Source organism: Sphingopyxis sp. QXT-31 (assembly GCF_001984035.1).
Taxonomy (GTDB): Bacteria; Pseudomonadota; Alphaproteobacteria; order Sphingomonadales; family Sphingomonadaceae; genus Sphingopyxis.
This window is the reverse complement of record NZ_CP019449.1, coordinates 4,023,113-4,037,130: the sequence shown is the minus strand read 5'-3', so window position 1 is coordinate 4,037,130 and position 14,018 is coordinate 4,023,113. Positions and strand designations below refer to the sequence as shown.

Below are 14,018 nucleotides of genomic sequence, written 5' to 3'. Positions count from 1 at the left end.
TCCCCATGGCCTGCGGCCCCAGGGAGGATTAACCTCAAAACTTCAGCGAGGCGCTCAGCGAGAAGGTGCGGCCAAGCTTGTAGCGGTTGAGGAAAATGCGGCTTTCGGCATTTTCCTGCACTTCCTGATATTTGCGCCCGGTCAGGTTGCGCGCCTCGAACTTCAGCTCGATATCCTTGCCGAAGACGGCAAAACCCTGCCGTGCGACGAAGTCGAGCTGGATGCCCGGCTTTTCGCGAATGTCGGGCTGGCCCGACGGACCGCGGCTGGTGACGCGCGGGCTGGCATAGGTCAACAGCAGAGTCTGTTGCGACAGATTGTCCTGATCCTCGAGCCCGATCTGGACGTTTACCAGATGGTCCGATTGCCCAGTGAGCGGCGAGCCGTCGAAGAAAAAGTCGCTCGCGTCGAGTTCGACCCCGTTGATCACCGTAGTGTCACCGTCGCCGACCTTAATTTCCGACTTCGTCCAGGTATAGTTGCCGATCAGCACCAGGCGACGGCTTTGCCAGAAAGGCGATTCGCCCAGCCCGTCGAGCGGGAAATATTTCTGCACCTCGACCTCGGCGCCGTAAAGCGTAGCCTCGGGCGCATTGGCGAAGCTGGTGTTGGCGACCGAGTCGGTGCTGATCGAGGTGTACGCCTCGATCGGATTGTCGATCTTCTTGTAGAAACCCGCAGCGGTGAATCGCTGATCCTTGGCAAAATACCATTCGTAGCGCAGCTCGGCGTTCATCAACTCGCTATCGGTCAGCGACGGATTACCGCGAAACTGGCGGTTCGACTCGGGGTCCTGATAGATTTGCGCGATCAGTTCGCGAAACTGCGGGCGCGCGATCGTCTTCGACCCGTTGAGCCGCAGCTGCATGTCGGGCGCGACTTCCCAGGTCAAAGTGACCGCTGGCAGCCAATAGTCGTTGTTGAGGTCGGTCACCGCGATCGCCGTGCCGCCCGTGTTGAACAAGTCGATCGGAGAGACCGTCTGCTTTGCATCCTCGTAGCGGACGCCGGCATTGACGTTCACCCCCGACGTCAGTTCGGCCTGCACCTGCGCATAGCCCGCATGGGTCGTGAGATTTGCGTCGAACGCGGCCGTTCCGTCCTGCGCCGAGGTTTCGACCAGCGTGATATCGTACAGCTGGATCGACGCATCGGAGAGAAGGAAATCGGGACGCAACTGCTGGACCGGAATCGGCAGGTTCGCCGCGCGGAACTGGAAGGCACGGCGCACCGCGACGCGGTGGGTGTCGCTATAGGCATAGCCGGCACTGGCGGTAATGCTGGGCGCCAGTTCATAGCTGAGATCAACGCCGCCCGACCACAGATCCTCGTTCAGGTCCGAAAAGGCGATCGTCGCGCTGCCGCGGTTGCCGCCGAGGTCGTTGACGAACTTGTCGCCGACCGGATCCTGCGCCAGCGGCAGGTTGGAGCGGATATAGGTGAAGCTGCGCTCATAGGGCGCCTCACGCTGCGAATTGGCATAGCCGCCGCGCAGATCGAGCTGGAGCTGGTCAAAGTCGAATTCGGCAACCAGCTGGGTGTTGATCAGCTGGCGTTCGTACCAGGCGGTGTCCTGGACCATCGTTTCGCGATCGGGAACATTCTGATCCCGGCCCAGCCCCAAGCGGGCCTGCTTCAGCGTGTCGCGGATATAGAGGCTGGTCCAGCGGAACTTGTGATCGCCGAGTTCGAGCCCGAAACCCAGCAGGCCGTTCACGACGATACGATTGTCGGTGATGACGCGCTGAAAGTCGGTCTGCGGCGGCCCTTCGAGATCGGGATCCAGCGAAGTCTGTTGCAGCGTGTCGCGGGTGCGCCACTTGTTGCTGATCCCGGCGGTGGCGATGATGCCGAGTTCGCCGTCGGGCAGCGCGAAATTCAGGCCGCCGGTGACACCGGCGGACCAGTTGACCGGAATATGGTTGTTTTGCTGGAGCAGGGTCGTCGGGGCGTTCGACAGCTCCATCGCCATCGCTTCAAGATCGGTCTGGCTGAAGTCGGCGCCTTCGAGGATGGGCTTGCCGCTGGCGAAGGCCGCACTCAGCAGCGGCGGAACGTCGCGCGTGCCGTCGTCGAAGCCGGTCCAGTCGGTGTCGCTGCCATAATAGGTATAGCCGAGCTCGTTGGTCGTCTCGCTGTCCCAGCCGATGCCACCCGAGAAGGTCAGGAAGCTTTCGCGCGGCGTGGATTTGGTGGTGAGGTTGATCACGCCGCCGCCGAATTCGCCGGGGAAGTTCACCGAATAGCTTTTCTGGACCAAAGTCGAATCGATGACGTTCGACGGGAAAATGTCGAGCGGCACGACGCGCTTCAGCGGTTCGGGGCTGGGCAGCGGCGAACCGTTGAGCAGCGCCAGCGAATAGCGGTCGCCGAGGCCGCGGACATAGACGAAACCGCCGCCGACGACCGACAGGCCGGTGACACGCTGCAGCGAGCCCGAGATATCGCCTTCACCGGTGCGCGCGATGTCGGCCGACGACAGCACCGACACCACCTCGGGCGTCGCGCGAACGATGTTCGGCGTATAGCGGCCGGTGACGACGATTTCGGCGTCCGCGCCGCCGGGGATCGAGACGTCGGGCTCTTCTTCGGCGGGGACGTCGCCGGGCGCCGCATCGGTCGCGGGCCGCGCGACATCCTCGGTCGGCGGCGTCGACTGGACGCTGTCGCCCGCAGGCCCGGCGTCCTGCGCCAGCGCCGCAGGGGACACCAGAGCCGACGAGATAAGCAGCAGGCTGGCGAAGAGCGGCCGCGTGGTCATGATCAGAAAACCCCTGTTTGCAGATGGGATAGGGGGCGGGGCGCTCCGCCGTCGGTGCGCCCCGCCCCAATATTCGAAACGTCGGCGCGTCAGACCGGGATGGCCGTGCAGGCACCGCTCGACGAACCGAAGTTCGCCGTCGCCGAATTGCAGGTCCAGCCTTGGAAGCGCGTGTCGGCGGCGTCGCGCACTGCGCCGACGTAACCCGCGTTCACGAAGAAGGCGTTGATCGGAACCGGGTTGAACGCCGGGCGCGCGGTTTCGGCCGAGCCGTTGATGAACACGCTGGCCAGCGTCGGGACGAAGGTCGAGCTGTTGTTCGTGCCCGCGTTGAAGATCGCCGCGACCTGGTCGTTGGTGACGCCGCCCGAGCCGGTGAAGGCGCTGGTACCGCCGCACTGCATGTTGACCGAGTCGAACTTCGGCGGGCCGGCTTCGTCGGGACCCGCGGTCTGCACCGTCGTCGCCGAGTTGATGCGGATGCACGAGATGCCCGGCGCCGCGATCACGCCGTTCATGAAGCGATAGTCGGCGCCGCCGCGGATCAGCACCGTCGCCGCGTTGCTGGCCGCATTGTTGCGGTGGATGAAGGTGAAGTTCGACAACGCGACATTCTGGCGCGGGGTCGTGTCTTCATTGCCGTTCGAGTCGATCTCGAGCATCGAGTCGCCGACCGCGCCGCCGGCGCGCTGCACCGCGAGCAGGAACTGAACGTTGCCCTTATAGCCAACGTCGGTGTCGAGGCCGTCATCTTCCGCGCCGGTGATGACGAGGTTGCGCATGTTTACGCGGCCGCCGAACACTTCGATGCCGTCGTCCGAGCTGTTGTGCACCTGGATATTTTCGATCACCGTGCCCGAACCGGTGCCCGAGGGCGTCAGGCCCTGCAGCTCGCTGTTTGGGGTCAGGTTGAAGCCCGAGTAGCGAATCTGGACGTACGACATGCGGCCCGAATTATCGGCCACGATTTCGCCGCCATAGAGCGCGCCCGACGCACCTTCGGTGTCGCGTTCGCAGGCGTTGGTGCCCGGCGTCGCGCCCGGCGCGAGGCAGTCGGTGACCGGCGCACGGCCGAGCAGCACGACGCCGCCCCACAGCTGCGAGATGTCGTCGGTCGCCGAGCCGACGACGTTGCCGCGGCCGGTGAAGACGATCGGCTGCGCCGGGGTGCCGACCGCGTCGATCTTGTTGCCGCGGTTGACGACGAGGAACGACACGCCGGTCGAACCGAAGATGGTGACGCCCGGATCGATCGTCAGCGTGACGTCGGCAGCATCGCCCGCATCCTCGGTCGGCCCCTGATCCGTGCCGACATCGACGCGGCCGGGCAGCGAATAGATCACGCCAGCGACCTTCGGGATCGCCGTGGTGGTGGTGAAGCGCGCGGGGAAGCCGCAATTGCGCCAGGTGCCCTGCGGGCCGGTGATGGTGCCGAGGTCGGTCAGCGCGGGGCCGGCGATCGTCGGGCAGGCGGCGGCGGGGGTGACGCCCGTCGGAGTCGGCGTGGGGGTCGGCGTCGGCGTGGGGGTCGGCGTCGGCGCCGGGATCACGATCACGCCTTCGCCGGGCGAGGCGACGCCGTCGGCGCCGCAGGCGGCCAGAATGGAACAGGCCACGCCGCTGAGCATGACCAAACGAACGCGCGCGAAAGCCGCCATGAAATTCTCCGTTATCCGCTGTGCGCCCCCAAATGGTCGAGCGGCGCCCCTGCTGAAAGTCACCGGCCGGAACGGCGAAACTATTCCGCCGCCCCCCGATTGGGCCGCCACTAGGGTGATTCGGTGACGGTCTGACGCCAGAGCGATGACATTCGCGTGACTCTTTGGAGTCGCTTCTATGACAAGCACGGCTGCGCGCCGCGCGGCTTCTTCGCAGCTGCAAAAATAAATGCGGCGTTGGTCGCTTGCATCGCCCGGAAAGCTTTGCTAGGCGCCCGCTCCTACCTGGTGCCGGACCCGTTCCGGACCATCATGATGTGCGGTCGTGGCGGAACTGGTAGACGCGCAACGTTGAGGTCGTTGTGGCCGAAAGGCCGTGGAAGTTCGAGTCTTCTCGACCGCACCATATTCCCCTACCACAGGCGCCGGACGTGGCGGCGGGGGCTTTTCGTGACAGACTGGGGATCGTGGATCGGGCGCAGCATCGTCCAGTGCGATATGCTGACGCCCGCCTCGCTGGCACGCTTCCGCGCGACCATCGACAGCGACATGGGCGGCGATGTTGCGGCGCAGGCCATTCACTGGTGCCTCTGCCTGCCCGACGCGCCGACCGCGACGCTCGGGCCCGACGGGCACCCGCTGCGCCAGGACGATTCGGGCAGCTTCATGCCGCCGATCCCGCTGCCGCGCCGGATGTGGGCAGCGAGCGACGTCCGCTTCCTCGCGCCGATCGTCGCGGGAGCGGCGATCGCGCGCACCTCGACCGTCGCCGCGATCAAGGAGAAGACCGGCGGCACCGGCCCGCTCGTCTTCGTCGAGGTCGCGCACGAGACGCGCGCCGACGAGGTGATCGCGGTGCAGGAGCGCCAGACGATCGTGTTCCGCGCGCCGGCCCCTGCTGTGCCTCCTGCCCAGGCACCGGCACCCGCAGGCGACCCCGATCTCTCCGATTGGAAATGGCGCCGCGATGTCGTGCCGACCGAGGCGATGCTGTTCCGCTATTCGGCGCTGACCTTCAACAGCCACCGCATCCATTACGACCTACCCTATACGACCGGCGAAGAGAGCTACCCTGGGCTGGTGGTGCACGGCCCGCTGACCGCTACCCTGCTGCTCGATCTCGCGCAGCGCGAACTCGGGGCCAATGCGTTGACGCGCTTCACGATGCGCGCGTTGGCCCCCGCCTTCGTCGGCGAGCCGATCCATCTCGTCGGCCGCGCGAAAGACGACGGCTGGGAGATGGCCGCCATCGGCCCCGACGGGCGAACCATCATGGCAGCGGAGGCAAAGGCATGAGCGAACTGGTCCTGCGCAGCGACGAAGGCGGCATCGCGACGCTGACGCTCAACCGCCCCGAAAAGCGCAACGCGCTGAACCTCGCGCTCTGGGCCGAACTCGATGCGCACGCCGACGCCATCGCCGCGGCGGGCGAGGCGATCGGCGTGGTGGTGCTGCGCGCGGGCGGCCCCGCCTTCTGTGCCGGCAACGACCTCAAGGAACGCGGGCTCGAAGCGCCGCGCAAACATTATCAAGGCTCGATCGTCACCAAGCTCGCCGAATTGCCGCAGCCGGTGATCGTCGCGGTCCAAGGGGGCTGCTTCACCGGCGGGCTCGAACTCGCGCTCGCGGGCGATATCATCGTCGCGGGCGAAAGCGCGCATTTCGCCGACACCCACGGCAAGTTCGGGCTGGTACCGATCTGGGGCATGAGCCAGCGCCTCCCCCGCCGCGTCGGCGAAGCCAAAGCGCGCGAGATGAGCTTTACTGGGTTGCCGGTGAGTGGGCGCGAGGCCGCGCGGATCGGCCTCGCCAATCATTGCGTGGCGGATGGCGAACTGGATGCGGCGGTGCGGAAATTGGCCGAGGCGATTGCCGCGCAATCGCGGCACAGCGTGTTCGCGTACAAGCGGCTCTACCGCGAACAGGCCGACCTGCCGCTGAACGCGGGGCTGGCGCATGAGGTGTTCGCCAGCGCGGGCGTTGCGCCGGACTTTGCCGAGCGGGTGGCGCGGGGGTTTTAGGAACTGGGCATCATGTCCGCTTGGGGTGGGAAGCGGACATCACCTCCCGCTGAGGCGCGCCTCTTCGATCTCGCCAGCCATCAGCTGCGCTATCTCAAGCTGGAATGCCGCTAAGTCTGGATAATTCGTTTGGAATGAAGTTTTGACGCAGTCGGTCGGGTCATCCTGATCTGCTATTTCAACACGGACTTTCAGGCCTCCGCGTGCATTGGCCGGGGCAATTTCAACTCCCAGAACCTTCTCATACTCGCCGTTTTCGCTGTAACCCCATTGCTCGGCAAGAGGAGCGTTCGGGTCAATTGGATACGCCGAGAGCTTTTCGCCAAACTCCTTTACATCTTGCCACTGGACCCAAAAACCGCCGACGCCCGAACGACTTTCGGTGACCACGCGCATCTCCAGCCAACCGAAGTCGTCAAGAACATGGGTGGGAGTGCCGTCATATCGGTATCGAAATGTCAAAATGCTCATTAGACGACTGTGGCTTGGAATTGGAACGCCCGCAATCGGTCGCTTCCGGTCATTAACCGATCGCCTTCCCCTCCGCGACCCCCGCCCACTGCTTCCCGTCATGCCCGAACAGAATTTGCACCCCCGCCGCACGCTGCCCCCGCAGATAAACCATCGTTCGCAATCCCGCCTCGCGGTCCACCACCGCCTTCTGCAGCACCATCAGATCGAGGTTGCGTTCGGTGTAGCAACAGTCCGCCGCGAGCAGCACCTCCCGCCCGCTCGGCAGCTTGACGATCACGCTCTGATGCCCCGGCGTATGGCCATAGGTCGGGACGATCCGCACGCTGCCGTCGCCGAACAGGTCGAGCTCGCCGTCGATCGCCTTCACCGGCTGCCCGGTCGCATAATCGACCGCCTCGTAGAGCCCCGCCTCTTCGCTCGCCTGCGCCGCCGCGAGCTCGCGCGACTGCACGATCATGGTCGCATTGGGCAGGCTCGCATTGCCGCCGCAATGGTCGATATGGAGGTGCGAGTTGATCACCCAGTCGATACCCCCGCGGTCGACGTCGATGCTCTTCAGCCGCGCCGCAATCTCCTGCCCCTCGAAAAATTGCAGCCCGAACTTGTTCGGCGGCAGCGCGGTTTCGAGCGTGCGACGGTAGCGAACCCCCATGCCGGTATCGAACAGCGCCCGGCCCTTCGGATGGTCGATCAGATAGGAAGGCACCGGACCTTTCAGATAATCGCCTTCCTCGCCCTCGATGAAATAGCCCGGGCGGCACTGGAACCAGCCGGTGTTGAAGGCATAGAGGCGCAGCATATCGGTCACCGCTCGCGATATTCGGGCGTGCGTTTGCCGAGGAAGGCGGCGAGCGCCTCCTTGTGATCCTCGGTCGCCGAGAGGATCACCTGCTGCCGGTCCTCGATCGCCATCGCCGCGTCGAGGCTCTGCGCATCGATGTTGAGATTGAGCGCCTGCTTCGACAGCCGCAGCCCCCAGGGCGCGGTCGCCAGCATCTCGTCGGCGAGTTCCAGCCCGCGACGCAGCAAGGCCTCCTCGTCGACGATTTCGCTGATCAGTCCCGCGCGCAGCGCGCGCTCGGCGTCGATGAAACGCCCGGTCAGGATCATTTCGGACGCCAGGCTCGCGCCGACGAGCCGCGGCAGGAAATAGCTCGACGCCATGTCGCAGCCGCCGAGCCCGATGCGGATATAGGCGGCGTTGCAGCGAAAGCTCGGCGTCCCGTATCGCACGTCCGACGCGAGCAGCAGCGACAGCCCGCCCCCCGCCGCGGCGCCATGCCCCAGCGCGACGATCGGCTGCGGACAGGCGCGCATCTTGCGATAGATATTGCCGATGCTCGTCTGGGTGCGCAGCGTGCGCAGCACCGGCGTCTCGTCGCTCGAGCGGTCCTCCTGGATGTCGAGCCCGGCGCAGAAACCGCGCCCCGCGCCACGCAGGATCACGACGCGCACCTCCTTGCGCTCGGCGAGCCCGCCGAAATAGGCGTTGAGTTCGTCGACCAGCCCTTCGCTCAGCGCATTCAGCCGTTCGGGCCGGTTGAGCGTCGCGATCTCGACCGGCCCGCGCGTCTCGACCAGCAGCTCGCTCACAGCGTCTGCCCGTCGTCGATGGTGAACACGCTGCCCGTGATCCCCTGCGCGGCGTCGGAGCAGAGCAAAAGCAGCGGCGCGTGTAGGTCGGTGGCGGGGCGCATCCGCTGGCGCGGAAAGCTCTTCACCATCGCGCTGCCGACATCGCTTTCGAGCATGACCGCGGTCATTTCGGATTCGAAATAGCCCGGCTGGATCACATTGACGCTGATCCCGCGCCGCGCCCATTCGCGCGCCAGCGCCTTGCCGAGGTGGCGCACCGCCGCCTTGGTCGCGCCATAGACTGCAGTCGCGGGAAAGACCTTCTCGGCGGTGATCGACCCGATCAGCACGATCCGCCCATGCTGCTTCTCGCGCGCGCCGTCCTTGTCGAGCCGCCTGGCGCCCTCGGTCGCGGTCAGGAAGACCCCGCGGACATTGGCGGCGTGGAGGAAATCGACGTCGTCGACGGTGAGCCCTAGCGCCATCTTCTCGGTCGCGACCCCCGCGTTGGCAACGATCGTGTCGACGGTGCCGAAGGCCGCCTCGGCGGCGTCATAGGCGGCCTTGGTCGAGAACTCGTCGGTTACGTCCATGCCGACCGCGATCGCCTGCCCGCCGGCTGCCTCGATTTCGGCGACCTGCTCGGCGAGCTTGTCGGCGCGGCGCGCGGCGAGCACGACCTTGGCCCCCGCCGCCGCAAGCGCCTTGGCGAAGCCCGCGCCGAGCCCCGAGGAGGCCCCGGTGACGAGCGCGACGCGCCCCGTCAGGTCGAACTTGGGTTGCTCCGCCATGGTCTCTCCCTTTCCCGCACGCTTTCCGCCATTGGCGCCGATTGACGTTTACGTCAACCTGTCACGCCGTACGCGGAAGGCAGGATAATGATAGGAGAACAAAAGGGGATTGACGCCGCAAATATGTTCCACTAATGTTCTTCCGGTGCACACACAACCTCATCCCCCGTCGCGGCTGCCGAGCGCGGCGGACGGGGGATAAAGGGTTGGCTCCCGATAGTCTTGCAGATGGCCTGTCCGGTTTCGGGCAGGAGGGGACGTTCGCAGGGTTATGCTCTCTCCCCTTGAGGGGAGAGATACGCAGGCTTGGCAGCCTGCTGCCTAGCCGGAGTTGAGAGGGGTTTCCGACCGCCAGAGGCGTCCAAGCACCCCTCTCCAAGCTTCGCTAGCTCCTGACGGAGCAAGCTGCGCTATCCTCTCCCCTCAAGGGGATAGTGCTTTACGTCAGCCTCCCGCCCCAAAGCAGACGCTGCAGCCCTTGGTTCGCGAAATGGCTCGACCGCCCCCGGGCATTGATCGCCACCGCAAAGCGCGCCAAGATGCCGCCGACTTTGGCGTCAATGAGGGGCTCAGCATGACATTGACCGGCATCACGCAGGACCGCAGCTGAGCCATGCACGCGGTCGAAGCCTTCGAACTCGTCCTCGCGCTGCTCGCGCTCGTCATCGCGCTCCACTGGCTCGCCATGAAGCTGCGCTGGCCGCCCGCGACCGCGCTGCTGGTGGGCGGCGGCGGGCTCGCCTTCATTCCCGGCCTGCCCTCGATCACGCTCGACCCCGAACTCGCGCTCGTGCTGTTCCTGCCGCCGCTGCTGATGGACGGCGCCTATTTCACCGCGCTCGGCCGCTTCCGCCGCCACCTGCCCGGCATCCTCTCACTCGCGGTCGGCGCGGTGGTTTTCACCACCCTAGTCGTCGGCGTCGTCGCGCATATGATTCTGCCTTCTTTGCCCTGGGCCGCCTGCTTCGCGCTCGGCGCGATCGTCTCGCCCCCCGACGCGGTGTCGGCGCGCGCGGTGCTCAAGGGCGTCCACCTCCCGCGCCGGCTCGAAGCTTTGCTCGAGGGCGAGAGCCTGCTCAACGACGCCACCGGCCTCATCCTCTTCCGCTTCGCCGTCGCCGCGACCTTGAGCGGCGTGTTCCACACCGGCGAGGCGGTGCAGAGCTTCGCCTTCGTCGCGATCGGCGGCGTGGTCGTCGGCGCGGTGGTCGCCAAGGTCTGGATCTTCGCGGCGAAGCGTCTGAACGATCAGATGCTCGTCATGCTGATCACCATATTGCTCTGCTGGGCCGCCTATCTCGCGGGCGAGGCGGTGCATGTGTCGGGCGTGATCGCGACGGTCACCGCAGGGCTCGCGATGGGCTGGTACCAGCACGAAATATTGCCCGCCGAGGTACGCCTGCGCGCCAATTCGGCGTGGTTCATCATGGTCTTCGTCCTGGAGGCGCTCGTCTTCATCCTGATCGGCTTTTCGCTGCGCGACGCGATCGAGCGGATCGGCGGGATCGCCGCGATTCCGAGCGCCTGGGTCGTCATGATGGCGGCGGTCGTGCTCACCATCACCGCGGCACGCTTCGTCTGGGTCTTCGCGTCGGAGGCGCTACTCGAAATCGCGGGCAAGCTGGGGCTCGAACGCGCGCGCCCGCTGGGCTGGCGGCAGGCGACGGTGCTCAGTTGGGCGGGCATGCGCGGCGTGGTGACGCTGGCGGTGCCGCTCACCCTGCCGACCGAGATGCCCGGCCGCGACCTGATGCTGATCTGCGCCTTCGCGGCGATCTTCGTGACCGTGGTGGTACAGGGGTCGAGCCTCGGCCTGCTCATCCGTCTGGTCAAACCCGTCGATGTCGACCCGCCGGCGCCGATGGCGCTGCCCGCCGCCGAGGCCGCAATGGCGCGCGCCCGCGCCGAGGTGGTCGAGCGGCTCGCCTATGACGAAAACGGCACGCTGATCCACCCGATGATGCTCGAGGAGCACAGAAAGCGCCTGCGCTTCATGGAGCGCTACATCGCCGAGCCGGCCGCCGCGATGGACGGCCTCCGCTCGCATTTCGACGTGCTGCTCCAGGCGATCGCCGCGGGCCGCGCCGAGCTCATCCGCCTCCACCGCGCCGGGCTGATCGAGGACGAGGTGCTCCACGAGCTCGAACGCGATCTCGACGTCGAGGAACTGGCGATGACGTTCCAGCGCGGCGACTGACGTGCCCGCTTGCGCTCACGAGCGGGTCGGGAATCAGCACCGGTGCACCGTCCTGCTACACTACCCTTAGCGCTGTCCGTCGTACCCGAGCGGTCCCCACCGGCATAAGTCTTTGTCCCGCAAGGCACATGTGCCCCCCCCCCCCCCGGGTTGGAGGGCGCCGCGGCGGTCGAAAAGCGGCTGCCACCACATCTTGTGCCGACCGGAAAAATTTTCGTGGCGGACCGCGTCGGGGAGCGCCTCGGCGAAGCCCGCGGAAAGCCGCCAGTTCGTCCCGCGAAGCGTGCCCGATTAGCGACGAAACGAATCGGAATAGCGACGAACCGAGTCCTCAATCTGTCATTTACCGTCTTGCGTCTCTCCGCCGACGTGGCACTATGGGTGGTGGGTCGACCGAGGGGGCACCCCAATAAATTGTATTTGGCCGAAAGTGGCGGATTTCCGCCGCCCATCCCATATGGGCGGAGGAAAGAGGCTGTTGCGCCCAAAAAACAATGCCCCTGGACGTCGATAAAATGCTAGGACTGGGGCTTCGTCCCGAGTCGAACAAGACAGGAACAAGGCGCGCCACAGGCGCGCCGAATCGGGGGCGAATTTGATGGATTTTCGAGAGACCGACCGGGTGGAGACGAGCGACGTGGCGACGATGGAATTGACGAAGAACGAGACCCCGGCAGCGACCGAATCACCCGCTGATTCGGCCCCGGCGGCGAAGCTCAACGACGGCGGCGAGGCCAAGGTCCATGCGCGTCGCTTCGCGATCGAAACCGACCGTAGCCGCGACGCGCTCCTCACCGATTTCGGCAAGGAAACGCTCGAGGACCGCTATCTCCTGCCCGGCGAATCCTATCAGGATCTCTTCGCGCGCGTCGCCGACGCCTATGCCGACGACCAGGACCACGCGCAGCGGCTCTACGACTATATCTCGAAGCTGTGGTTCATGCCCGCGACCCCCGTGCTCTCGAACGGCGGCACCGGCCGCGGCCTGCCGATCAGCTGCTATCTGAACTCGGTCGACGACAGCCTCGAGGGCATCGTCGGCACCTGGAACGAGAATGTCTGGCTCGCCAGCCGCGGCGGCGGCATCGGCACCTATTGGGGCGCGGTCCGCGGCATCGGCGAACCCGTCGGCCTCAACGGCAAGACCAGCGGCATCATTCCCTTCGTCCGCGTGATGGACAGCCTGACCCTCGCGATCTCGCAGGGCTCGCTCCGCCGCGGTTCGGCCGCCTGCTACCTCGACGTCTCGCATCCCGAGATCGAGGAGTTTCTCGAGGTCCGCAAACCGTCGGGCGACTTCAACCGTAAGGCGCTGAACCTCCACCACGGCGTGCTGATCACCGACGAGTTCATGGAGGCCGTCCGCGACGGCCGCGAATTCAACCTCCGCTCGCCCAAGGACCAGAGCGTCCGCGGCACCGTCGACGCGCGCGGGCTGTTCCAGAAGCTCGTCGAGACGCGCCTCGCGACCGGCGAGCCCTATATCATCTTCATCGACCAGGTGAACCGCATGATGCCCAAGCATCATCGCGACCTGGGGCTCAAGGTCACCACCTCGAACCTCTGCTCGGAAATCACCCTGCCGACCGGCCGCGACCATCTCGGCAACGATCGCACCGCGGTCTGCTGCCTTTCGTCCTTGAATCTCGAAACCTGGGACGAGTGGAACGGCGACAAGATGTTCATCGAGGATGTCATGCGCATGCTCGACAACGTCCTTCAGGACTATATCGACCGCGCCCCGCCCGAAATGGCGCGCGCCAAATATAGCGCGAGCCGCGAACGCTCGGTCGGCCTCGGCGTCATGGGCTTCCACAGCTTCCTCCAGGCGCGCGGCCTGCCCTTCGAGGGCGCGATGGCGAAATCGTCGAACCTGCGCGTCTTCAAGCATATCCGCGCGCAGGTCGACGCCGCCTCGATGCTGCTCGCCAACGAGCGCGGCCCCTGCCCCGACGCCGCCGACCAGGGCGTGATGGAGCGTTTCAGCTGCAAGATGGCGATCGCGCCGACCGCATCGATCTCGATCATCTGCGGCGGCACCAGCGCGTGCATCGAGCCGATCCCGGCGAACATCTACACGCACAAGACGCTCTCGGGCAGCTTCTCGATCCGCAACCCGCACCTCGAGGCCCTGCTCGTCGACAAGGCGAAGAACAGCGACGCGATCTGGAACTCGATCCTCGAGCGCGGCGGCAGCGTCCAGCACCTCGACTTCCTGACCCAGGACGAGAAGGACTGTTTCAAGACCAGCTTCGAGATCGACCAGCGCTGGCTGCTCGAACTCGCCGCCGACCGCACGCCCTATATCGACCAGGCCGCCTCGCTGAACCTGTTCATCCCCGCCGACGTCGAGAAATGGGACCTGCTCATGCTCCACTACCGCGCGTGGGAACTCGGCATCAAATCGCTCTATTATCTCCGCTCGAAATCGGTCCAGCGCGCCGGCTTCGCGGGCGGGGTCGAGGCCGACAACACCGCCGAAGCGCCGGTGTACGAGCTGCAGACCACCGACTACGACGAATGCCTCGCGTGCCAGTAAGG

The 14,018-nt window shown here is 65.9% G+C and carries 10 protein-coding genes and 1 tRNA gene; 5 read left to right on the top strand and 6 right to left on the bottom strand.

Features of this window, described 5'->3' with window-relative positions; all coding sequences use genetic code 11:
• Window positions 1-34 precede the first annotated feature (34 nt).
• Window positions 35-2,761, bottom strand: a complete 2,727-nt coding sequence (locus BWQ93_RS19335; protein ID WP_077031902.1) for a TonB-dependent receptor domain-containing protein — start codon at window positions 2,759-2,761, stop codon at window positions 35-37.
• Between the two features lie 89 nt (window positions 2,762-2,850).
• Complete coding sequence (locus tag BWQ93_RS19330) at window positions 2,851-4,419, bottom strand: hypothetical protein (protein ID WP_077031901.1); 1,569 nt, start codon at window positions 4,417-4,419, stop codon at window positions 2,851-2,853.
• A 319-nt stretch (window positions 4,420-4,738) separates the two neighbouring features.
• On the opposite strand from BWQ93_RS19330, the gene BWQ93_RS19325 reads away from it, so the two are divergent.
• The 3 genes from BWQ93_RS19325 to BWQ93_RS19315 all read left to right on the top strand — a co-directional run bounded on the left by BWQ93_RS19325 (window position 4,739) and on the right by BWQ93_RS19315 (window position 6,440).
• Window positions 4,739-4,825, top strand: a tRNA-Leu gene (locus BWQ93_RS19325).
• 44 nt (window positions 4,826-4,869) lie between these two features.
• Complete coding sequence (locus tag BWQ93_RS19320; protein WP_077031900.1) at window positions 4,870-5,715, top strand: FAS1-like dehydratase domain-containing protein; 846 nt, start codon at window positions 4,870-4,872, stop codon at window positions 5,713-5,715.
• Window positions 5,712-6,440: an enoyl-CoA hydratase/isomerase family protein gene (locus BWQ93_RS19315; RefSeq protein ID WP_077031899.1), complete on the top strand. Its 729-nt coding sequence runs from the start codon at window positions 5,712-5,714 to the stop codon at window positions 6,438-6,440. Before BWQ93_RS19320 ends, BWQ93_RS19315 begins: the two co-directional genes overlap by 4 nt.
• A 39-nt stretch (window positions 6,441-6,479) precedes the next feature.
• Here the strand turns inward: BWQ93_RS19315 and BWQ93_RS19310 are convergent, their stop codons facing one another.
• The 4 genes from BWQ93_RS19310 to BWQ93_RS19295 are packed head-to-tail and all read right to left on the bottom strand — an operon-like array spanning window position 6,480 to window position 9,280.
• Window positions 6,480-6,911, bottom strand: a complete 432-nt coding sequence (locus BWQ93_RS19310) for a hypothetical protein (protein WP_077031898.1) — start codon at window positions 6,909-6,911, stop codon at window positions 6,480-6,482.
• Window positions 6,912-6,963: 52 nt separating this feature from the next.
• A complete protein-coding gene (locus BWQ93_RS19305; protein WP_077032562.1) occupies window positions 6,964-7,713 on the bottom strand; it encodes an N-acyl homoserine lactonase family protein in 750 nt (249 codons plus the stop codon).
• Window positions 7,714-7,718: 5 nt separating this feature from the next.
• Window positions 7,719-8,507, bottom strand: a complete 789-nt coding sequence (locus tag BWQ93_RS19300) for an enoyl-CoA hydratase/isomerase family protein (protein WP_077031897.1) — start codon at window positions 8,505-8,507, stop codon at window positions 7,719-7,721.
• On the bottom strand, window positions 8,504-9,280 hold the full coding sequence (locus BWQ93_RS19295; RefSeq protein WP_077031896.1) for an SDR family NAD(P)-dependent oxidoreductase: 777 nt from the start codon (window positions 9,278-9,280) through the stop codon (window positions 8,504-8,506). The genes BWQ93_RS19300 and BWQ93_RS19295 overlap by 4 nt, the downstream gene beginning before the upstream one ends.
• Window positions 9,281-9,893: 613 nt before the next feature.
• On the opposite strand from BWQ93_RS19295, the gene BWQ93_RS19290 reads away from it, so the two are divergent.
• Together BWQ93_RS19290 and BWQ93_RS19285 are read left to right on the top strand one after the other, a co-directional pair.
• A complete protein-coding gene (locus BWQ93_RS19290) occupies window positions 9,894-11,477 on the top strand; it encodes a Na+/H+ antiporter (protein ID WP_077031895.1) in 1,584 nt (527 codons plus the stop codon).
• Window positions 11,478-12,075: 598 nt separating this feature from the next.
• On the top strand, window positions 12,076-14,016 hold the full coding sequence (locus tag BWQ93_RS19285; protein WP_077031894.1) for a ribonucleoside-diphosphate reductase subunit alpha: 1,941 nt from the start codon (window positions 12,076-12,078) through the stop codon (window positions 14,014-14,016).
• The last annotated feature ends 2 nt before the right edge of the window (window positions 14,017-14,018 follow it).